This window comes from Bdellovibrio reynosensis (assembly GCF_022814725.1).
GTDB lineage: Bacteria > Bdellovibrionota > Bdellovibrionia > Bdellovibrionales > Bdellovibrionaceae > Bdellovibrio > Bdellovibrio reynosensis.
In genome coordinates, this window is record NZ_CP093442.1 from 82,574 (window position 1) to 103,443 (window position 20,870).

Consider the following 20,870-nt stretch of genomic DNA (forward strand, 5'->3'; position numbering starts at 1 on the left):
AATGGTAGCCCCATCAATTTTGTCAGCGGACTTTGCAAATCTTGAAAAAGAAATCAAGGCTGTGGCTGCAGCGGGGGCCGATTGGATTCACGTGGATGTGATGGACGGACGATTTGTTCCTAACATCACGATCGGTATTCCAGTTGTTAAATCATTAAAAAAAGTTTCACCGATTCCTTTAGATGTTCACTTGATGATCGAAGAGCCTGAAAAATACGTTGCTGAATTTATCAAAGCGGGCAGTGATTATTTAACAATCCACGTTGAAGCGACGAAAGACCCTGCAGCGGTTTTAAAACAAATCCGCGAGCTGGGCGCAAAACCTGGAATCACTCTTCGTCCGCGCACTTCTTTGGATGAAGTTCTTCCTTTGCTGCCACTTTGTGATTTGGTTTTAGTCATGACGGTAGAGCCTGGCTTTGGTGGTCAGTCTTTTATGGACGATCAAATCCAAAAAATCTCGCGCTTACGTTCTGAAATTCAAAATAAAAAATTGAATTGTCTTATTGAAGTGGATGGCGGCATCAACGAAGAAACTGCGAAGCGCTGTCATGAGGCGGATGTTTTCGTAGCCGGTAGTTATGTCTTTGGCCGGGATTATAGCTCGGCTATCGCCTCTTTGAAGAAACCATAAATCGGTTTTCCGTTTTCTAAGTAAACAGCCCCTTTTTTGGGATCTAAGGATTCAAGACTGTTTGCCATTCTTAAGGCAACGGGTTCAGTTAAAAGCTCTGCAGCTTTTTCTAAACTGACGAAATTAAAGTCTCTGAGTTCGTAAGCTTGCAGTTTTATTTTATGTACTTGTTCTTCAGTTAATTCTTTGGCGGCAAAAAGAAATTGGATGTATTCACCCTTCACATCGCGATTAGAAATATAGTCCACTGATAAAAGATGAGTCGGTTCAATTTCAATGGAAAGTTCCTCTTTCACTTCTCGGTGCAAACCTTCAAGGGGGGATTCTTCGCCTTCAACTGTACCGCCAGGAAGAATCCATCCCGGGTTGTAGGTAGGCTGAACAATAAGTAATGATCTTCTATAAAACAACAATGCGCCGGTGCCGATTCTTTTCTTAGGCAGAGAAGAGTAAAACTCTTTATCGTCTTTGAAAGTTCGTAACATAAGCTCCTTCCGGACTAGGCTCAGGTCATGTGATTGATTGTAGTTTATTGACCAGCATCAGGAGTCTCTTCAAAATTTTAGACGAATCCATAATTTTTTGGGTTACAAAAGGAGAAGACTCTTATGAAAAAGGTCATGGCGGTATTTGCTTTGGTACTTGGCTTTACAAGTGTATCCCAAGCGGGTTTGTTACTTGAACCGTATTTATCGTATGAAATGGGCACTATGTCTGGTGCGCAAGATGGTAAAACAAGTGGTACAGGCTTAGGTGCACGTATCGGTTGGACGGCGCCTGTTATGTTCTGGGCCGCTCTTGATGGTTCGACTGGCACAGTGACTTCAAAACCAGATGTCGGTGCTGATGATGATGGTAAAAGAACATCTCTTTACGCAACAGTGGGCGTAGACTTTCCAATCCTAGTTCGTGGTTGGTTGGGATATGGTCTAATGAACGAAGTGAGCTTCGATACGGCTGGTAAAGTAAAAGGTAAAGCTACTAAAATCGGTATCGGTTTCACAGGTCTTCCATTCGTTTCTTTAAACGTAGAAATGATCAAAGAAACTTTCGACGATGCTGATGGCGCGACAATGGATCCAACTTTGGATAACAGCGCGACGGTTTTGTCTGTATCACTTCCTTTAGATTTATAATTTATAAATTTAAATTAATGAGTTTAAGAAGAGGGGCTATGAGCCCCTTTTTTTATGTCTTTGCACTATATGCTGCGCCGCACTCCATGTCTAGAAAGTACCTAATTTAGAGCCTTTGCGCTAGGATGCAACCCTCTTTCGAGGAAGGCATCGATCATGCAAATTACTGGTGAAAATATCACTCTTGAAAACCTATACGAAATTGCGACAAAACCGCACATTAAAGCTGAGCTATCAGCCATCGGCCGCGCGAATATGCAAAAATCCAGAGACTACATCGAAGGGCGTATTTCTAAAGGCGAAGTGATGTATGGCGTGAACACAGGCTTTGGTGCGTTTTCTTCTGTTCGTATCTCTGATTCTGAAATCGAGCAGCTGCAAAGAAATCTTATCCGTTCTCACTCAGTGGGTGTCGGTACTCCGTTCACTAAAACTGAAACAAGAGCAATGATGGTTTTGCGCGCTAATGCTTTGGCAAAAGGTCACAGCGGTATTCGTCCTGTTGTTGTTGATAAGATTTTAGAATTTCTAAATAACGACATCATTCCGGTTGTTCCTTCGCAAGGTTCGGTGGGTGCTTCTGGTGACTTGGCTCCGCTATCTCACTTGGCTTTAACGATTATTGGTGAAGGTGAAGCGTGGGGGCCAAATGGAACTCCCGTTCACGTGCAAGACTTGTTAAAAACGAAAGGCATTCAAGCTTTAGAACTTAAAGCCAAAGAAGGTCTTTCAATGATCAATGGCTGCCAAGTTATGACCGCTGTTGGTTTGTTGTCTTTATGGCAAGCTCGTCGTTTGTTGTTCCTTGCAGACCTTGCTGGTGCGATGTCGCTTGAAGGTTTGCGTGGTTCTAGAAAACCATTTGATCCATTGATCTCGGCAACTCGTCCTCATCCAGGGGAAGCGAAAACGGCGCGCAACTTGATTAAGCTTATGGGTGTGACTTCTGAAATCGCTGACAGCCATGCGGTGAATGATCCGCGCGTGCAAGATGCTTATTCATTGCGTTGTATGCCAGCGGTTCATGGTGCAGCGAAAGATGCACTAAGATACGTGGTTAAAGTATTAGAAACGGAAGCGAATTCTTCAACCGATAATCCGCTTGTATTTGCTGATGATAACAAGGTTCTTTCTTGCGGTAACTTCCACGGGATGCCGGTCGCGCACGCGATGGATTTTGCGGCGATTGCTTTGTCTTCACAAGCAAGTATCAGCGAATGCCGTATTTCTAAAATGATTTCAACACAGATGAGTGAATTGCCTGCGTTCCTAACTCCAAACGGTGGTTTGAATTCAGGTCACATGATTGTGCAAGTAGCAGCGGCTTCTTTGGTGAGTGAAAATAAAGTTCTAGCTCATCCTGCCAGCGTGGATTCTATCCCAACGTCAGCGGAAAAAGAAGACCACGTTTCAATGGGAACGATTGCGGCTCGTAAGTTTAATTCAATTTTAAAAAATGCTGAAAATGTGGTGGCGATGGAATTCCTGTCGGCAACTCAAGCTTTGGATATGCTGGCTCCGCTAAAACCTAATGCGGCGGTGAAGGCGGTTCGTGATCACATTCGCACTAAAGTTCCTTATGCAGCAGAAGATAGAATCTTTAATAAAGATATTGAGGCTATTAAAGCCATGATGCTTTCAGATGAATTGACTGACGTTATTAAAAAAACTGTCGGCGACCTAGAGTGGTAAGAGAGGGAAATATGTCTCGCGTAGTTAAAGCTCCAACTGGAAATAAAATGGTTTGTAAGGGCTGGCTTCAAGAAGCAGCCTACCGCATGATTCAAAACAACCTTGATCCTCAGGTGGCAGAGCGCCCCGAAGATCTAGTGGTCTATGGTGGTATCGGAAAAGCAGCCCGTAACTGGGAATCTTTCGACAAAATTTTAGAAGCCTTAAAAAATCTAGAAAACGATGAAACACTTTTGGTGCAATCAGGAAAACCGATTGGTGTTCTTAAAACCCACGAAGATGCTCCTCGCGTTTTGCTAGCAAATTCAAACCTTGTGCCGAAGTGGTCTACTTGGGAACACTTTAACGAACTAGATAAAAAAGGTTTGATGATGTACGGCCAAATGACGGCGGGTTCTTGGATTTATATCGGAACTCAAGGCATCATCCAAGGTACCTACGAATCATTCGTCGAAGCCGGCCGCCAATATTTTAACGGTGATCTTAAAGGTCGCGTAATTTTGACAGCGGGCCTAGGTGGAATGGGCGGGGCTCAACCTCTTGCCGGCGTATTTGCTGGTGCCACAGTTTTGGCAGTGGAAATTGATCCGACTCGTATTCAAAAACGTCTTGAAACTAAATACGTTGATGAAGTTGCCACAGATCTTGATGATGCCATTGCAAGAGTCAAAAAATACACAGCAGCCGGTGAAGCAAAATCAATTGCGCTTCTTGGTAACATGGCAACAGTGATTCATCAGATGATCGAAAAAGGTTTTACTCCTGATCTTTTGACGGACCAAACTTCGGCCCATGACCCGTTGGTGGGGTATATCCCAGAAGGTTACACAGTCGAGACAGCAAAAGAATTCCGTGAGCGCGATCAGAAAGCCTATTTGAAAGCGGCTTATGATGCCATGGCAAAACACGTTCGCGGCATGCTTATCATGAAAGATAAGGGCGCAGTGACTTTTGATTATGGTAACAATCTTCGTGCACGCGCTTACGAAGCGGGTGTTGAAAACGCATTTGATTACCCGGGATTCGTTCCTGCGTTTATCAGACCTTTATTCTGTAAAGGTAGCGGTCCATTCCGTTGGGTGGCTTTATCAGGCGATCCAGCCGATATTAAAGTGACTGACGATGCGATGAGAAAGTTATTCCCACACAAGAAAGATCTTCTTCGTTGGTTGGACATGGCTGAAGAGCGTATCGCATTCCAAGGCTTGCCAGCGCGTATCTGCTGGCTTGAATACGGTGAAAGAGCAAAAGCGGGTGCCATGCTAAATCAGCTTGTGGCTGAAGGAAAAGTAAAAGCTCCGATCGTAATCGGTCGTGATCACTTGGATTGTGGATCTGTTGCAAGTCCAAACCGTGAAACTGAAGCGATGAAAGACGGTTCGGATGCAGTCAGTGACTGGGCGCTATTAAATGCTCTAGTAAACACAGCTTGCGGTGCTACTTGGGTGAGTCTTCACCACGGAGGTGGCGTTGGCATGGGTTACAGCCAACACGCAGGCCAAGTTATCGTTGCTGACGGAACTGAGAAAGCAGCGCGCAGATTAGAGCGCGTATTAACTGCGGACCCAGCAATGGGTGTCTTCCGTCATTTAGATGCTGGCTATGAGCTTGCTAAGGAAGTCGCGATCGAACGTGGTGTGAAAAGCTGTTGGATCTAGGCCGTCAAGCCGGAGCAGCTTTTAAAGTTTAAAAATAAAAAAGCCTTCGCAAGAAGGCTTTTTTATTTCATACCATAAACAAATCAAGAAACTACTTACGTGAACTTGGGCTGATACTCGTTGGCTGTGCGTTCTGACGATCTTTGAAAGATCCCACTTTTTTATTAACTCTTGCGCCCATGCCCTTGCCGCTAGTTTGGCGAGTGTTACGACCACTCATCGCGTGTTGTTCTGCGAATTCAGAGCGCGGTTCCACGCTTCTTTCGATATCTGACTTGGCTGATTTAGCTTTACCAGAAACTTTACTTTTCGCTTTCGCCGCGACACTGCGGGCTTTGCTTGTAAGTTTAGATAAAACCGATTTTTTTCCTGAGCTCGCACTTTGGGATTTTGTTTTGGTGCCAGTGGAAGAGGCTCTTTTAGTTGGTGCTTTTGAAGTGGATCTTTTTGTTGTCGGTGTAGTTGCCGTTCTAGCCATTGAAGTGACTCCTTCCTAGAGTTTTCTAGTGTCATTTTCTTCATTATAGACATGAAAGGCTTAAGTATTTGCGCATTAAGATGAGTCTTTGTTAGAGCGCATCCAATCGCCGAAAAATTCACAGATTTTGTTGTCATAAGACTTATTGCGAGTCGATGTAAAGGGGAGTTCCATGGGGCTGGAAGATATGGAGGCCGTTTATGCAACAAGCGAGACAACGTCAATCCCTATTGATTCTTAGCTTTTTCTTTCTTTTAATTTTATCGATCTTAAACTTCGACGCCAGGGCCGAAAGAAAGGACTTAATCTTTGCTGAGGTTTCTTGTTGTGACATTGCCCCTAGAGATCTGCTGAAACTTCAAAAAACTTTGGGCCAATAAGAAACCTAAAAGTGAAAAGGCACAGCCCAAGGCAAATGTAGTCACCGTAGAAACAAGCCCCATCTTAGCAAAAGCCAATAACGAAGGGGCTTCGCTGTAACTAAGTTTTAACGAGTTACGGATGAAAAGTGGCAAGATATAACCTAAAGTCAGCAGACCGGCATTTTCAAGAATATGGCGAGAGCGTTTTGCGAAGAACCCATTAATCACAAATAACAGGCATAAGAAATTAACTGAATCGCCAACCATGGAAAGTCCAAGAGCTTGATAAACTAAAACCAGGCTGCCAGAAAAAAACACCGTGTAGTGAGCTAAAAGACGTCGCGATTTTTTCATTAAAACTTCCTCGACAGTCTTAATTCTAATCGCGATGGTTGCTAAATGAAACTAGACCTAGCTCTAGACCTTAAGGGCAGCGACACTCGCTAAAACGGCAAGAAAGCACTTTGCCTTGATTGTTGTATTGAAATTCAAAGACCTTCTGATCATGTTGTTCAAGATTTAAGATTGAATTGTCCTTAAGGAAAAGCTGTGAGCGAACTTCATGGCGAGTCGTAGTGCCTAAAGCTAACAGCGACTCTAAAGTCTCATCTCCCTTTAATGGAAGTCGCTCCGGATACCCTTCAGCATCGACGGCAAAAAAACGCAGTTCCGTTTTATCAGCACTGTTGCTTTGATCAGAAGTCACCATATGGATACGACGTTTGGTGCCGTCAGGTAAAGTGATATGATAGTTCTCTAACGACACGACTTCGTTTTGAATCCCCACACTTTTACGAAGGTATTCGATAAAAGCTTCAGGTGTTGCAATAGCTTGAGCAGCTACTTCTGGTGCACACTTCTGTAAGGACTCTAAGAAATTGTTAACGCCGCTTTCTTTGTTTTCAAAATTGGAATCAGTAGAAATAAATGAATTATCAGCGACTTTGTGACCATTGCCATTAGTGCTGTTCGTATTTGCTTCACCACTGATGACTGCTTCATCCGTTAAACCTGGTGGCGTCTTTTGCTTAAATAAAAAATGGAAAAAATAAAGGTCCGCTAAAAGGCCCAAGACAAAAAGTACCAAGGCCCACATGATCCAGGTTCTAATCTTTATTGGTTCCATAAATCCTTATATTAATCTTTTAAATCAGGAGCCCAATGGTCCCATGACTCACAAGATCTTGCACGCTGCGAGGGTCCACGGATCTCGCCCCAGCGAATAGATCCAGGGTCGTGTGGATTGTTAGAAATCAAACCAGCAAACATGCGACGTTTCCATTCTGCAAGGTCCATAAGTTTACCTGGAAGGTATTCTGTTTCACAGACTGAAGCTGCAGTAATGCTTTGTGGTTGCATGATTGCTACTTCAGACTTTGCTGACTGAGTGATCGCTGGGAAAATTTTGTTAAGCTGAGCAAGTATCGCCGGAGAAATCTGGTTGCCGCCATTGATTTGCAAAGTTTCGCGGTAAGCGCGACGAAGACCGATCAATTCATCATAAGCGCGTTGGTCACGACTTGGAGTAGAATAGTTGTCATAGTCTACGTACTTCATGCAGCGTGGATTTTTGTTCAAATAAACCAAAGCCTCAGTGACTGCGCCCACGCGATCATTAAGTTCCGCACAAGCAGCCTTCATTAAACGTGTGAACATTTGATCATCGGTCTCTGTTCTGACTGCAAGACGGCTTTGTACGTAACGAACCCACTTGCTTAGTGGAATGCGATACTGTTCATCGCTGTATCCCGGAACTTCCCATACAGGACGGTTTAAGGATGCAGCGGGTCTCCAGTATCTAAAGCCACCGTTACCGCCGACTGAAAAATCACCTTCAAACACCCAAGCAGGATTTGGCCAAGATTGACGCTCTTTCAAACCCAATCCTGAATGCGCACCAACGACGGAGTTATAAACTAAGTAAGGAACACCGATAGGCAGAATTTCTTTCACCGTCCAAGAGTGATGATTCGTTTTTGTTGTAAGAATCAAAGCACCTGAGCGGATATTGTCTCTTGATACAGCCACAGGGTAAGTGTCGTTAGGAAGCGAACGAGTGCTGCCAACTTCATAAATAAAATATAAGAAGTTACGAACTTTTTGAATTTCGCTTTGGCCATCCCAACGCGACATTTTATTAGAGATCGTGCGACCTGAAGCCGTCGGATCTTGAATCACAAATGGCAAACGATTTTCATAAGCAAAGATCAAACGCATTGAATAGACCGTGTCAGCACAGTCCACGCGAAGTCCATGGTAAGGATTTTTTTGCCCGTTAGATAATAACTTGCGAGAGAAAAAGTCAGTGCGCCACTCGGTGCGAACCCACTCACTAAAGCGCGCCTCAAAAGCAGGGGACCATTGGTTCGATTCAACCCACACTGCCGCTTGTGATGTCAGAGAGAAAAGCATTAAGAAAATTATTACCAAAAAACGAACCATGAAAGGCCTCCGCTCATTGCTGTTGGGACAGGTATATCTCATCGCTGTAATGATCAATGAAATCTTTTTAGTACCAGGTGACTCATGATGTATTTCTAATCGCATTGCGTTAGTCCGGTTTTCCTATGACAGTTTTAGTAAGATTCTCGCTAATTGTGGCCATATTTTTTGTTGTTTCTTGCCAAAGCAAGGAAGAGCCGACCTCGAGAAAACACCAGCTTTCAAAGGGCTTTGTTCTTTTAGATCAAGGCCGGTACTCGGAAGCGATTTTATATTTTGAAAATCTTGCGAAAAAAGACCCGCACTTTCACGTGCGTTTGGCGCTTGCTTCGGCGTATTCAGCGCGTGCTCAGATTGACACAAAAAAGCTTATTTCCGTTGTCGCTTTAACTGAAATTTCTTTAGAGAAAGATTTTGCCAAAACCAATTTAGAACAATCTACGGTGCAAGTGCTGCAAGCTTTAGAAGAGTTTCACACCGCATGGTCGATGCTTCCTGTATTATCTGGTTCTGCACGGGATGATATTCGTAAGGCGCTAGTGGTTTTAAAGGATGATCCTAAACCATCGGTGCGCTTGTATTCCGCAGCTTTGCGAATTCTGCAAATTAATGGAGTTATTGCAGAAGGCTTAGATCAGTTTACAGTTTTAAATACTAAAAAGACTTGTTCGAAAAACTTGAAGCCCTATTTTGATTGGTCCTTACGTATATTTGACGAGCTTATTATATTAACTCACGACATCGAACTTGCTCGCCCTGAAAATCACAAAGCTTGTGCTGATGCACGCGCACGTTTGGCGTCGATAAAAAATGAAGCATTAAAAGTCTCTTGGCCCAAGGATAATCAATGCTTCTAAAAATAATCCTCCTAAGTCTATTTGCTTGTTCCGCTTATGCTTTGCCTGCGGCTTTGCGCGAAGGTAACACTCGCTTTTTAGCGAGATCTTTAGGGAGTGCTTGTTACACCATGGACAGCGTGCAAAGGGGGCTTCCGTGTAATCCCGCCGCAGCAGCGAAAGAAAAGAAAGCCCGCTTTGATGGCGACATTTTCTTAGGTAGTAACGTCGAGTATTTAAAAGAAGCAGAAAGTTTATTGTCTGATCAGGCAACTCCAGAAGCGCTGGCTAGCTTTCTATCCCGCCGGGAAACCGTCGAAGGGGAGCTTTCGATTGAAGCTTCCTTTCAGGCATCGACATGGGGAATTTCGTTTGAACCATATCGTTTAGTAGCAGTCACTACTTTTACCAATCCGTCTTTACCGATGATCGATTTAGTCATCGCTGAAGAACAAAGCGTGAAGGCGCAAATTGCAAGCTATGTGCACGATAATTTTTATGCCGGCGTTCAAGCTCGCTACACCCATGTGAAATTTCTTGGCCAGTACTTTTCAATTGCTGAAGCATTTTCTGCGCAAAGTGATGAAACGTTCGCTACGGAAACTCAAGAGCTCTTATATTTAGAACCTGGATTATTATTTTCTTGGGAAGAAAAACCGTGGCAACCGCAAATTTCTGCCGTGTTAGCTCAGTGGGGCGTCACTAGTCGTAAAACCGAAGAATATCCTATTCAGCCTGAAGGATTGTTAGGGGCCTCGATTAAACCGTTAGTGCCGTTGGGATTGTTAGAACTGGGTGTGCAATTGCAGATCAACTCTGAAACTGAGAATGCCCGCGATGCTTTTCGTCTGGGGTTAGCTTATCACCTGGGGATCTTGCAGACCGTTTTTAGTGCTTCAGAAAATGATCACACTGCCGCCTTTTTATTAACACTTGAACAATGCACAACGGGGCTTTCTTATTGGACCCAAGGATCTGATCGGGGAGTGTTTGTTCAGCTGGGTGTAACTTTATGAGGATTCTGCTCACTCTACTACTTTTTATAGGTATTCCCTTTTCGGCCTCTGCTGAAGAATCCTTTCCCGCGAATTGGACAGAGTTTAAAGACTATGTTGAACAAGAAGAAGCAGAACATTCGCGCAAGGGTTTAGCGTACATGATTTCTGGAAGCTTAGCGGCCTTAGGAGGCTCGGTCGGCTATCAAGAGTCTGAGGAGATTCTAAGCCGCACTATTTTTGCTATCACATCTAATCTCGGTCTTACGGCAATTGGTATCGGAGCTACCTATTATTTCACCGGCACCGAAGCGAATGCATTTTATTATTCCATTGAACAATCTTCTTTAAGTTTAAAACAAAAGAATGAAGTGCTTATGAGGTACTTAAAATACCAAAAGGAAGAAAAAGAACGTCAGCGATGGATTCGTGTTGCTACCCATAGTCTGGTTGCGGTGGCGAATTTTTATAGTGGTAGTCGGGAAGACAACGCGCAGATTCGATCGATGTTTTATTTCTTGGGTGCTGCGAACACTTTATTGGCTCTAAGCTATAGTTTTTAATAGTTCATTCGTTTGCAACAGTACACGTTTCTTGTGTTCGTTTGCAAAACGTCAGCTGTGTCTGGAGGACTGTTACAGAGTACGGTCGTTACGTACCCTCCACCGTAGGCTGAATTTGTCCAAGCAGAGTGACCAGCGATCATCTTAGTGTCCCTGCACGCGTGAAAAAGTTGAGAAGGCTCACAAAGGTCTGCTTGAGCATCACCACAGGTGATGATGCTATCATTGAAGTTTTTTACTACGTTTTCATTTCGAATACAGAATGCGTTTCCCTTATTAACCTTCGTCCATCCGGATTCGCAACCTTTCTTAAGTTTCCACTTAAGGTTGGTGCCGTCATACACAAGAATATCACCATCAGAGAGGCCCGCTACATCAATGGGCTTCCCTTGAAGCTTTGTGATAGTAGGTGAAGGGTAGGAACCTGATAAATCCCCGGTCGCGGACCCTGCGGGCGTACGCGCATCGCTAAATCGCGCATCATCACCAGCCGCCACAGTCCCAGCTGCAGTTCCGACATTAATGCTAATAATAGGAGTGGTTGTGCCATTGGCAACGCTCACAAAGGAATTGCCTGGAGAAACGTTCGTTACAGTTCCAAATCCAGCGCTGTCAGTGCCGCACTCCCAACGAGAGGTCGTACTATTCCACTTTAAGATCTGTCCGTCAGAACATGCGACGTTGTTAGGTTTATAGGTCAGGTATTTAGCAGCGGAATTGGTAATATCACCATAATCCAGAACGACAGCCCCAGTTTTAGTAGCGACTGACGTTACTGGATAGGCGATAGCGGCATTAGCCGCCGCAGTCAATCGTCCTTGGGCATCAACAGTAAAAGTGCTGACTGACGTTGAAGAGCCAAACGAGCCTGCAGTGACTGCAGTATTCGCTAAAGAGATTGTCCCCGTTGCTGTGATCGGGCCCCCAGAAAGACCTGTTCCAGTGGCAACGGAAGTCACCGTTCCACCCGTATTTCCATCGGCGGCTGGCACCCATTTGGTGCCATCATATTTCAAAACTTTTCCGGAGGATAAACCCGTCGTATCAATCGCGACACCTTTGATTTTGTCTACGGTTAACGCGGCCGTTGTTCCGCTCACGTCGCCAGCCACCAAAAGATTGATAGCCTGACATTGAAAAGAGTTGGAAACAGAATTCCAATAAGCGGTTTGATGGGTTGCGCAATTTGCACTGGCAACAGCAGAATTAAAAGCTGCCGTCGTTTGATAGGTGGCGAGAGTTGAATTTAAATTAGCGACATCAGCGATAGCAATGGCGGAACTTTGCCAAGCACCTGCATTGTATTTCAAGAACTGACCATCTGTGCCGGCAGGTAAAGAGTTAGTTGGACTAGAACAAACGAAGTTCGTTCCATTCCAAGAAGCAAATTGTCCAGCAGAACACGTTGGCATATTAGAAGTTTTTAAATATGCCGTTGAAGATCCGTCACCCAAACTTAAAAGAGCTGCGGCTTGCGCATTCGTAAGTGCAGGGATGTTTGATCCATCCACACGAAGTAAGTTTGCAGAAGAGTAGTTATCAAGCTTTGCAGCTACTTCAGCATTTTTACTTTCAGTAGCAAATGGAACTGCTTTTAATTTTTGACTAGAGAAATCAACCCATCCCGAACCGTCATGGAAAGAAATTTTCAAGTTTCTTTCATCACCAGAAGTCGGGGAGTAAGTAGCTCCGCCGGAACAAGGTAAGGAAGTTTTATTAGAAACTAGATGATCTACGTTTGTAGCGCCACCGGCAGAATAAAGTTTTGTACCGCTACCTAAAACCAAATGGAATGCGCCATTGGATTGACTCATGTTCACGCCATCAATTTGTTCGCGGTATATAACACATGTATCGTCGGGGCTTGTGATGGTTAGGATGAAACTGACAGTAGAACTAGAAAAGGCTGTGCCATCAGGCTTAATGATTTTACCTGATACGTTGTATCCCTCTGCAAAGACAGCGAGGGGATAAACTACATTCAAAATGAGTAGTCCAAGGCATTTAATAAGTTTCATTCCACCTATCTTTTCGGCCAGGGAAGTATAAATCATTAGTAATTTGAGGAAAATTATTCGGCAGCAGAATCTAAAATCAATTTATAGCCGATAGATGAAGTTTTAACGGTGCTTCTGTCTTCTTTTGAAACGACAGCTTTCAATTTATATCCATTCACAGAAGTGGTTTCGATGTGACTGGCAAGCTCAACTTGGGCTTGCGGTTTATTACTGTTGGTATTGGTGTCTTCATCCGGGGTCAGTCCACGCAACATCATCACCTGGGGGACTACGTCCGCACAGCCGGTTAAGAGCAACGCAAAGATTACGCTTAGATTACCAATGAATCTCATGACGTAACTTATCGGACTTAAACCTTCTAGACTTTAGGTCATTCAGTTTTTAAGCAAATAAACAGATAAGTCACTGATCACATTTGTATATAGGGGAGATCTTGTGAAGTTATTTAGGACATCCTTTTGGGTTTATGCATTTTGCTTTTTGTCCTTTTCTTTATGGGGATATAGCCAGCTTCAATATTCGGGTAATACTTCTGGTACGACAGAGTTAGCTTCAAAAGGAACCTACGAATCACGCCAACAGTGTGGACCAGAACGTTTGTATTTGGAAAATGATCTAGCGAAAATTTCTCCGGTATTTTTAAATACACGTAGGCAGCTGGATGCGAACCATCCCCCACAACAGTGCGTTTCTTTCATCATGCAAAACCTAGTGCCTTTAAGCGCGCGTTCAGGTCTATTTTCGCAATGTCGCGATGCGAATGGAGCGTCAATAGAATCACCAACGAAGGGCGCAGATGGCGGAGGTTACTATCCTCCTTGTGTTACTGAGCCATACGTAAACAGCGTTTACAATGCGCTGATGGACGTAGGAGATTGCCTTAACATCCCAGTTAAAGAATTTCTTCCGAAGCTGTTTAACGAAAGTGGTCTCCACGTTAATGCTCTGGGTGGTGGTTTTGATGGCGGTGTAGGTCAGCTTACTAAAAGTGCTTTAGAAGCAGTTTATATGCATCATGACGGTGAGCCAGAAAACAGTTCATCATTGAATTGGTATATTAATGAGATTTCAAAATCGACTAAGGATTCATGCAAAAGAATCGTCGCTGCAAAGACGAGTTATGAAATCGAGTTTCCTGTAGATCCTAATACCAAGCAAAAGAAGGTCTTTTGTTTTCCGCGCGAAGATGCTGCAAATAATTGCCACAAACCATGGTCGGCAGCGCATCGTTGCAGCGTAATGGCAATCCCTCAAAACCCGTTGAGAAACGTACTTTTCACAGGAGTTTTCTACAAGAGCATGTTGAGATCAGCAACAGGTATGGGATTCTCTAAGGGAGTCGACATCTTAAGTGGTAAACCATTTAAAGTTGGTGACGACTATAAGGGTTATATTGGTGATGGGAAGTACGTTGCCCGTTTCAGAACACTAGGTGCTTCCCGAGCAGACAATGAAGTTGTAAGGCAAATTATCGTTTCTTTGGGATTCAACGGTGGTATCAAAAGCGGAAAAATCTTTTTAGATAATTACTTAAAACAGCGCGAAGCTAAAAAAATTGCGCTTAAGGATTCAGATATTGATTTCGTTAATACTGATACAGGTCGCTGGGCTATCGTAACAAATATGCCAACTTTCTGGCGCGGACTTGGATCCCCTGATCCTGCAGCTTTAGATAATGCATTAAATTCTCTAAAAGCTGTTGGTGATCTAGGTGTTGATTATGCAAAGGCTCAAAAACATTACAAAGATCTTCGCCCTTATGTACAAAGAGAATTGAAAGCAATTGAAGCAATGCAAATTTCAAAAGCTGATAAGGATAAGAAGATTCTTGAAGTTAAGATTAAATACGACAAACATAGACATCCACTATTGGCTGCTGTATTCGCTAAGGCCGATCAATTAACTCTGCCTGAATACATGCGCATTGCGCATGCGAATATGATCGTTACAGTTCCAGGAGCAGGTGGGGCACCTGGATATTTAAGTTTCATCGCCGCAAAATATGCACAACTCGAAAAAGAAATGGGGAAAGAAGTATGCACAGCAGAAAAATATTTACAGTTTTAACAGTAGCATATGTTCTTCTTTTAGCTTCTGGGTTTACTTTTCATGAGCGTTCAGCTTTTGAACACGGAGGTTCGGGTTCTGAGGTGCTTGCTCACGATCCTGTAAAGGCTGTTGATGAAAAGTTGAATGCTTTAAAGGTCAAGGTAAAGCAACGTATGCCTGCATCTGAGAAGGTTGTCTTAATCAAAGAAGCTCTTTCTAGCATTGAAGAGATGCGCAAAAACAGCCCAGTTATGTCTGTAGATAAAGAAATCTATATGGATTATGCCACTGAATCACTTGAGCATGTTGCTAATGATAAAACATTCTCAGTAAAAAAATGCGGCTACTACAAGCATCGTATTGTGAATGATTTCGAGCCATATTCAGATGAAAAGCCATCTCATCCAGCGCTACTTCGTTCATTTAATATTGTTGAGGGTGTTTGTTCTTAAATTGGACGGAAGGAATCATTCTTCGTCGGTTCCTTCCGCTCTTTCTTCTGGCCTAAACATTAAAAAATAGTAGTCAACAGTCGAACAACCTGGCTCCATTCCAGATAGCCAATCAATCACACAATTTTTTACAGTCTCGTCGCTAGTTAATCCAGATTCTAATGTTCGCACATCCGGCAGTTTTTTCCCCTCAATCTTATAGATTTGTTCTCTAGGTAAATTATTTAAACTATATTGATCGAAATTAAGGCTGAGCGGTAAATCTTCCTTGGGTAACAGTAGGCCAGGGCTTACCATGAGCGTCACGGTGTCATCCTTAAAAAGAACATAATCTGACGTCCTAAAAAAGTATTTTTCGACTAAAAATAGGCTATTATAGGAGGTTGTTAACTTATAGAAAATTCTAAAAAGTGAAAATTCAAAAAGGTTCTGGCCAACATTGAATTTAAAGCTCTTTTTGCAGCTAACAGAAGTTAAATACTTATCAAGAAAAATATACTCGTCATCTGAATTGATTTCCCGACTTTGAATAGCTTGAAGTGATAGCATTAACATTTGATCACATTCGATCGCTTTCTTGCGCTGAAATTCTCGTAAGCCGCTTTCATTAAATGTAGCGATTAAATTGGAGACCGTTTCAATATCCTTTAAATACAGTGCTAGAAATGTATTTTTTGTGACTTCATCTTCAAGCTCGAAAGACATATCACGAAGTTCAGTAATTTTTTCTTTTTTTCGATATGACCGGTTTAAAAGTACTTTGTTAGAAAAATGGAGCCATTTTTCATGCTCAGAAGAAGAATATAATGAGAGTCCTCTCTCAAATAAAATAGTCAAAACTTCTTTATCACTTCGATTTAATGCTATTGATAATAAGCTATTTTTTTTGTCGAGATTGAAGTTTAAGTTGTGGGGATTCTTATCTAAAAAAGAAGCCAATTGCTTGGCATTTCCAAACTTAACCAAATCGACAATAGTTTTCTGTTCCTGGTTTAGTTTAAAAGGTGTGTGTTCATTCAAAGAGTCAGTCTTCACCTTGACGGCTTCATTCGTAGCTTTTTTGAAACTGCAGGAAGATACAAAGAGAATTAAAAAGAAAGGGAGTATTATTTTATACACTTTAAATCCTCTTCCTTTAAACCCATTTCCGACATGACTGTCGCACCGATAATTTTGTTTTCGTTTTTGCAGTGTTCGTCAACTTCATCGAGTGCACCGGCGTAGGTAAGCCCTATTTCGTGCGCGCATTCCTCGGTAGTTTTATATCGAGTCGGAATTGATTTAAATTCACGTCTTAGTATCTGTTTAAAAAAAGATTCCCAAATATTGAATTCACTGCGAGAAATACATCGAGCTTTCCATTTAAGGAAAATCAACGGATCAATTGACTTTATTTTAAAATTTTCTACTTGAGCATTTAGAGCTAAAGCTGAAAACAGAGGAAAATTAAAAAAATCATGTTTAAACTGAAACATAAATTCAGTGGAAAGAATTTGGTTTCTCTCTTGTTCAGTAATTGATTGCAGCGTTTCGCGACAAACCGGTGAATTTAGAAAGGTGATGATTTTCGTTACACTTGATTCTTCACTCTCTGTCCAGCGCTCTTGCATTAGTTTATCTATAATAGCTTTGCAGCCTCTTTGAGAAGCCTTGGTGATCTTATTATAGGCCAATGCATATTCTATATCTGAGGAAGTTTTTTTCTGAAGTTCATCAATAATTTCTTTTTGAGGTCCGCTTAAGAATTGCACCGACGTTTCTAAAGAATACTCAAATGGCGAAAAGCCTTTGCTTTGAAGGTATCGTAGCAAGACTAAATCTTTTCTTTCTGCTGCTAAATCGGTTAGGTTTGAATCCTTACCGCGTATCTGAACTTTAAAAAGGGATAGGTCGTTTTGGTCTTCCAGGAAATTAAGAAGTTCTTCTGTTGACGAATTGATGAGGTCGAATTCAGCTGTATAACTCGTTGCCAAAACTTTGGACTCAATTCTCTTTGAATCCTTAGAAAAGGAACAGCCCCCTGTCAGGCAGATGGAAAAAAATAATGTTAAAAGGATTAAAATCGGTCTCATAGGACTCATAAGGAGCAAAAATTATGCTTTAAAGGGAAGGAATTACTACGAAAAGAGATGTTTAAAGGCTGGACAGTGACAGATATAGGCACCACATGGACCTCTGACCTAATCCCTAGTTTCTGGCAAATTAAAAATCCAAAATGAATTTAAATGATTTGTAGGAATTCAAATTCTTCAATTAAAAGTTCATCAATATTCTATCCGACGCAAATCACCTTCTTGAAAAACCAAATGCCCCTTGAGTTAATTAATGCAAAAGAGGTGAGTATGAAAAGGGCGGTCTTAGGTATAGCTATAAGTCTTTTTTTATCAACTGCGTTTGCAGCGATTCCACCTTATCAAAGCGGCATGGATGTGCGCAGTCAGCGCAGTCTTCGTCAGCAAGTTGACAGTTATGTGAAGCTTCTAGAACAAGAAGTGACCACAGCGCAAAGCCATAGTGAGCGCTTCAAATTTATAAACCAAGTGTTAACCCAAATTAAAACGCTCAGAGATAATGGAGCACCTCAGTCAGCCTTGGATGATACTCATATGGATTTAGTAGTCACAGTACTAGAGTCCATTCCGAAAGAACGGGATTTTAAAAGAGGCCGTTGTCTGACCTATGAAAATGATCTTTTAAATCAATTTGAACCGACAGCGGAAGATACTCCAACAGAGCCTGCGGTGAAGCCAGGATGGACTATACTGCAGTCATTATGCAGCTAAAAAATAAAAAAAGCTCAGGGTGATTAGCCTCTGAGCTTTTTTAATTTCATATTTCAGAAAGAAAACTACATTTGACGTTGGCGTTTTTCAACGGCCAAAGCAGCTTCACGCACAACTTCAGATAAAGTCGGGTGAGCATGGAATGAGCGAGCCAAATCTTCACTGCTGCCGCCAAATTCCATACAAACGATCACTTCATGGATAAGCTCAGAAACGCTTGGTCCCACCATGTGAGCGCCCAACAAGCGGTCTGTCTTTTTATCCGCGATCAATTTAACAAAACCTTCAGTGAAACCCTTCGCGCGCGCACGCCCATTGGCCATGAACGGGAATTTACCCACGTTGATTTCGATACCTTTTTCTTTAGCTTGCTCTTCTGTGATACCCACAGAAGCGATCTCTGGGTGAGTGTAAATCACGCCAGGAACTGTGTCGTAATTCACGTGACCATGACCAGTAGAAATCATCTCTGCAACCGCCACACCTTCTTCTTCCGCTTTATGCGCAAGCATTGGCCCAGCGATAACGTCACCAATAGCAAAGATGCCTGGGATGTTCGTTTGATAGTGTTTATCTACGACAATGCGACCTTGAGGATCTTTTTGGATTCCTACTTCTTCACAGCCTAAACCACCAGTAAATGGTTTACGACCCGTTGAAACAAGAACTACGTCGGCTTTCATTGAACCCGCTTTGCCGTCAGCCAAAGCTTCGTAAGTGATCTCTACACCGTCAGCAACGACTTTAGAGCCAGTTACTTTCGTAGACATTAAGAAAGCCATGCCTTCTTTAGTCAGATTCTTTTTAAGCACCGTCATGCACTCTTGATCCATAGCGCCGCCTAAACGGTCCGCGTATTCGATCACAGTCACTTTTGCGCCCAAACGTTGCCATACAGAACCAAGCTCAAGACCAATAACACCGCCACCAACAACGATCATCGTGTTTGGAACTTTGTTAAGCGCAAGTGCCCCTGTATTAGAAACGATTTTTTGTTCGTCATATTTTAAGAATGGAAGTTCCACTGGAACTGAACCGGTCGCGATCATGATGTTCTTAGTAGTAAGAACTTGCGTCAAACCATCAGCACCTTTCACTTCCACTTTACCTTGGCCAACGATTTTACCAAGGCCGTTAAATGGAGTGATTTTGTTTTTCTTAAATAAGAACGCTATACCTTCAGTGTTGGTTTTAACAACTTTGTCTTTTCTTGCCATCATCGTTGGAAGATCTAATTCAACCTTCGCAACTTTCACACCGTGAAGAGCCAAATCGTGATGAGCCGCTTGAAAATGTTCAGAGCTTTCAAGAAGAGCTTTAGACGGGATACAGCCTACGTTAAGGCATGTACCACCATAAGTTTTATCTTTTTCAATAACCGCAGTTTTAAGACCAAGTTGAGCGGCGCGGATCGCGCCAACATATCCACCGGGACCAGAACCAATTACAATTAGATCAAATTGAGTATCAGACATTTTTATACCTCTAAAAGAAGACGTTCAGGATCTTCAACAAGTTCCTTGATCTTCACTAGGAAGCTGACCGCTTCTTTACCATCGATGATTCTGTGGTCGTAAGTTAACGCCACATACATCATTGGACGGATTTCAACTTTACCATTAATAGCCATTGGACGGTCTTGGATTTTATGAAGACCCATGATCGCAGACTGAGGGTAGTTTAAGATTGGAGTAGATAACAATGAACCAAACACACCACCGTTAGTGATAGAGAAAGTTCCACCACTTAAATCATTCGGAGTAATTTTGCCATCACGACCTTTAAGCGCAAGATCACGAACAGCCATCTCAATACCAGCAAGTGATAAAGTATCAGCATCTTTTACTACTGGAACCATCAAGCCTTTTTCAGTAGATACGGCAATACCGATGTTAAAGTAGTTATGATATTCGATATCAGTTCCAGTGATGTAAGCATTTACTGCTGGGAATGATTTCAAAGCTTCAACTGCAGCTTTAACAAAGAAACCGTTAAAACCAAGATTCAAGCCGTATTTTTCTTTGAATTTATCTTTGTACTTCGCACGAAGCTCCATGACTTTACCCATGTCGACTTCGTTGAAAGTCGTTAAAAGAGCCGCCGTGTTTTGCGCTTCTTTTAATTTTTCAGCGATCTTCTTACGGATCGTTGTCATTGGAACAACTTTTTTCTCGCCTTGTTTAGAAGGACCGCGCGCGGCCATAACTTCCGCAGCATTCACTGTCGGCACCGCAGCTGGTTTTGAAGAAGGTGCCGCTGCTTGTCCCGCCGTAGCTTTAGCGGAGGAGGAGGCATCAAGAACGTCACCTTTAGTTAAACGACCATCTTTACCAGTACCTTGCATACCCGTTGTATCAAGACCTTTTTCACCAACAATTCTTTGAACTGCAGGGGATTGATGAGTTGAAGCACCACCAGCTTGCGGCGCTGCTTGAGTGGAAGCTTGGGTAGGAGTCGGGGAGGCTTGTCCGTCCGTAGCTTTAGCGGAGGCGGAAGCTGCAGCAGAAGCTTTTGCGTCTGTATCTAAAGTAGCAATCGTAGCACCAATTTTAACAACCGCGCCGTTTTCGCTACCAGGAAGAATTGTTAATACGCCGTCGTTTTCAGCGACAACTTCAACGCTAGCTTTGTCAGTTTCAAGAAGTAATAAAACTTCATTGCGCTTTACAAACTCGCCGGATTTTTTTGTCCAGCTACCGATGGTTGCTTCTGTGATGGATTCCCCAACTGCGGGAACTTTAATCTCTTGTTTCATTGCAACGTCCTTCTAAA

Annotated in this window: 21 protein-coding genes; 10 read left to right on the plus strand and 11 right to left on the minus strand. The window is 42.8% G+C overall.

Annotation, left to right across the window (positions count from 1 at the left end; genetic code table 11):
* Position 1: 1 nt before the first annotated feature.
* Positions 2-634, plus strand: coding sequence for a ribulose-phosphate 3-epimerase (gene rpe, locus MNR06_RS00450; RefSeq protein WP_243540797.1), 633 nt, complete (start codon positions 2-4; stop codon positions 632-634).
* On the opposite strand, the gene MNR06_RS00455 is transcribed toward rpe, so the two are convergent.
* A complete protein-coding gene (locus tag MNR06_RS00455; RefSeq protein WP_243537862.1) occupies positions 598-1,119 on the minus strand; it encodes an NUDIX domain-containing protein in 522 nt (173 codons plus the stop codon). The two genes, rpe and MNR06_RS00455, sit on opposite strands and share 37 nt — an antisense overlap.
* A 123-nt stretch (positions 1,120-1,242) precedes the next feature.
* Between MNR06_RS00455 and MNR06_RS00460 the strand changes: the two genes are divergently transcribed.
* The 3 genes from MNR06_RS00460 (at position 1,243) to hutU (ending at position 5,120) form a co-directional block, all read left to right on the plus strand.
* A complete protein-coding gene (locus MNR06_RS00460; protein WP_243537863.1) occupies positions 1,243-1,770 on the plus strand; it encodes a hypothetical protein in 528 nt (175 codons plus the stop codon).
* Between the two features lie 156 nt (positions 1,771-1,926).
* Positions 1,927-3,462, plus strand: coding sequence for a histidine ammonia-lyase (gene hutH, locus MNR06_RS00465; RefSeq protein WP_243537864.1), 1,536 nt, complete (start codon positions 1,927-1,929; stop codon positions 3,460-3,462).
* A gap of 11 nt (positions 3,463-3,473) precedes the next feature.
* On the plus strand, positions 3,474-5,120 hold the full coding sequence (hutU, locus tag MNR06_RS00470; RefSeq protein ID WP_243537865.1) for a urocanate hydratase: 1,647 nt from the start codon (positions 3,474-3,476) through the stop codon (positions 5,118-5,120).
* A 91-nt stretch (positions 5,121-5,211) separates the two neighbouring features.
* Here the strand turns inward: hutU and MNR06_RS00475 are convergent, their stop codons facing one another.
* The 4 genes from MNR06_RS00475 to MNR06_RS00490 form a co-directional block, all read right to left on the minus strand.
* Positions 5,212-5,598: a hypothetical protein gene (locus tag MNR06_RS00475; protein ID WP_243537866.1), complete on the minus strand. Its 387-nt coding sequence runs from the start codon at positions 5,596-5,598 to the stop codon at positions 5,212-5,214.
* A 302-nt stretch (positions 5,599-5,900) separates the two neighbouring features.
* Positions 5,901-6,314, minus strand: coding sequence for a hypothetical protein (locus MNR06_RS00480; protein ID WP_243537867.1), 414 nt, complete (start codon positions 6,312-6,314; stop codon positions 5,901-5,903).
* Positions 6,315-6,384: 70 nt separating this feature from the next.
* Positions 6,385-7,086: a hypothetical protein gene (locus MNR06_RS00485; protein WP_243537868.1), complete on the minus strand. Its 702-nt coding sequence runs from the start codon at positions 7,084-7,086 to the stop codon at positions 6,385-6,387.
* 11 nt (positions 7,087-7,097) lie between these two features.
* Positions 7,098-8,402 (minus strand): hypothetical protein, encoded by a 1,305-nt coding sequence (locus tag MNR06_RS00490; RefSeq protein ID WP_243537869.1) that lies wholly within the window; start codon positions 8,400-8,402, stop codon positions 7,098-7,100.
* Between the two features lie 125 nt (positions 8,403-8,527).
* Between MNR06_RS00490 and MNR06_RS00495 the strand changes: the two genes are divergently transcribed.
* The 3 genes from MNR06_RS00495 to MNR06_RS00505 are packed head-to-tail and all read left to right on the plus strand — an operon-like array spanning position 8,528 to position 10,796.
* Entirely contained in the window at positions 8,528-9,259 is a 732-nt protein-coding gene (locus MNR06_RS00495; RefSeq protein ID WP_243537870.1) for an outer membrane protein assembly factor BamD, read from the plus strand.
* The gene (locus tag MNR06_RS00500) at positions 9,250-10,254 is read left to right on the plus strand and encodes a hypothetical protein (RefSeq protein WP_243537871.1); all 1,005 of its coding nucleotides are present in this window, start codon (positions 9,250-9,252) and stop codon (positions 10,252-10,254) included. Before MNR06_RS00495 ends, MNR06_RS00500 begins: the two co-directional genes overlap by 10 nt.
* On the plus strand, positions 10,251-10,796 hold the full coding sequence (locus MNR06_RS00505; protein WP_243537872.1) for a hypothetical protein: 546 nt from the start codon (positions 10,251-10,253) through the stop codon (positions 10,794-10,796). The genes MNR06_RS00500 and MNR06_RS00505 overlap by 4 nt, the downstream gene beginning before the upstream one ends.
* Here MNR06_RS00505 and MNR06_RS00510 read toward each other — a convergent pair.
* Positions 10,793-12,814 carry a hypothetical protein gene (locus tag MNR06_RS00510; protein WP_243537873.1) on the minus strand — a complete coding sequence of 674 codons (2,022 nt, stop codon included), beginning with the start codon at positions 12,812-12,814 and terminating at the stop codon, positions 10,793-10,795. The genes MNR06_RS00505 and MNR06_RS00510 overlap by 4 nt on opposite strands.
* A 53-nt stretch (positions 12,815-12,867) precedes the next feature.
* Positions 12,868-13,146, minus strand: a complete 279-nt coding sequence (locus MNR06_RS00515) for a hypothetical protein (RefSeq protein WP_243537874.1) — start codon at positions 13,144-13,146, stop codon at positions 12,868-12,870.
* A gap of 103 nt (positions 13,147-13,249) precedes the next feature.
* On the opposite strand from MNR06_RS00515, the gene MNR06_RS00520 reads away from it, so the two are divergent.
* Positions 13,250-14,881, plus strand: a complete 1,632-nt coding sequence (locus tag MNR06_RS00520) for a hypothetical protein (protein ID WP_243537875.1) — start codon at positions 13,250-13,252, stop codon at positions 14,879-14,881.
* Complete coding sequence (locus MNR06_RS00525) at positions 14,851-15,315, plus strand: hypothetical protein (RefSeq protein WP_243537876.1); 465 nt, start codon at positions 14,851-14,853, stop codon at positions 15,313-15,315. The genes MNR06_RS00520 and MNR06_RS00525 overlap by 31 nt, the downstream gene beginning before the upstream one ends.
* A 15-nt stretch (positions 15,316-15,330) precedes the next feature.
* Here MNR06_RS00525 and MNR06_RS00530 read toward each other — a convergent pair whose 3' ends face one another.
* Both MNR06_RS00530 and MNR06_RS00535 read right to left on the minus strand, forming a co-directional pair.
* Complete coding sequence (locus MNR06_RS00530; RefSeq protein ID WP_243537877.1) at positions 15,331-16,434, minus strand: hypothetical protein; 1,104 nt, start codon at positions 16,432-16,434, stop codon at positions 15,331-15,333.
* Entirely contained in the window at positions 16,422-17,387 is a 966-nt protein-coding gene (locus MNR06_RS00535) for a hypothetical protein (RefSeq protein WP_243537878.1), read from the minus strand. The genes MNR06_RS00530 and MNR06_RS00535 overlap by 13 nt, the downstream gene beginning before the upstream one ends.
* A 270-nt stretch (positions 17,388-17,657) precedes the next feature.
* On the opposite strand from MNR06_RS00535, the gene MNR06_RS00540 reads away from it, so the two are divergent.
* The gene (locus MNR06_RS00540) at positions 17,658-18,098 is read left to right on the plus strand and encodes a hypothetical protein (protein ID WP_243537879.1); all 441 of its coding nucleotides are present in this window, start codon (positions 17,658-17,660) and stop codon (positions 18,096-18,098) included.
* A gap of 65 nt (positions 18,099-18,163) precedes the next feature.
* Here the strand turns inward: MNR06_RS00540 and lpdA are convergent, their stop codons facing one another.
* Complete coding sequence (gene lpdA, locus MNR06_RS00545) at positions 18,164-19,573, minus strand: dihydrolipoyl dehydrogenase (RefSeq protein ID WP_243537880.1); 1,410 nt, start codon at positions 19,571-19,573, stop codon at positions 18,164-18,166.
* 2 nt (positions 19,574-19,575) lie between these two features.
* On the minus strand, positions 19,576-20,853 hold the full coding sequence (odhB, locus tag MNR06_RS00550; RefSeq protein ID WP_243537881.1) for a 2-oxoglutarate dehydrogenase complex dihydrolipoyllysine-residue succinyltransferase: 1,278 nt from the start codon (positions 20,851-20,853) through the stop codon (positions 19,576-19,578).
* Positions 20,854-20,870 lie beyond the last annotated feature (17 nt).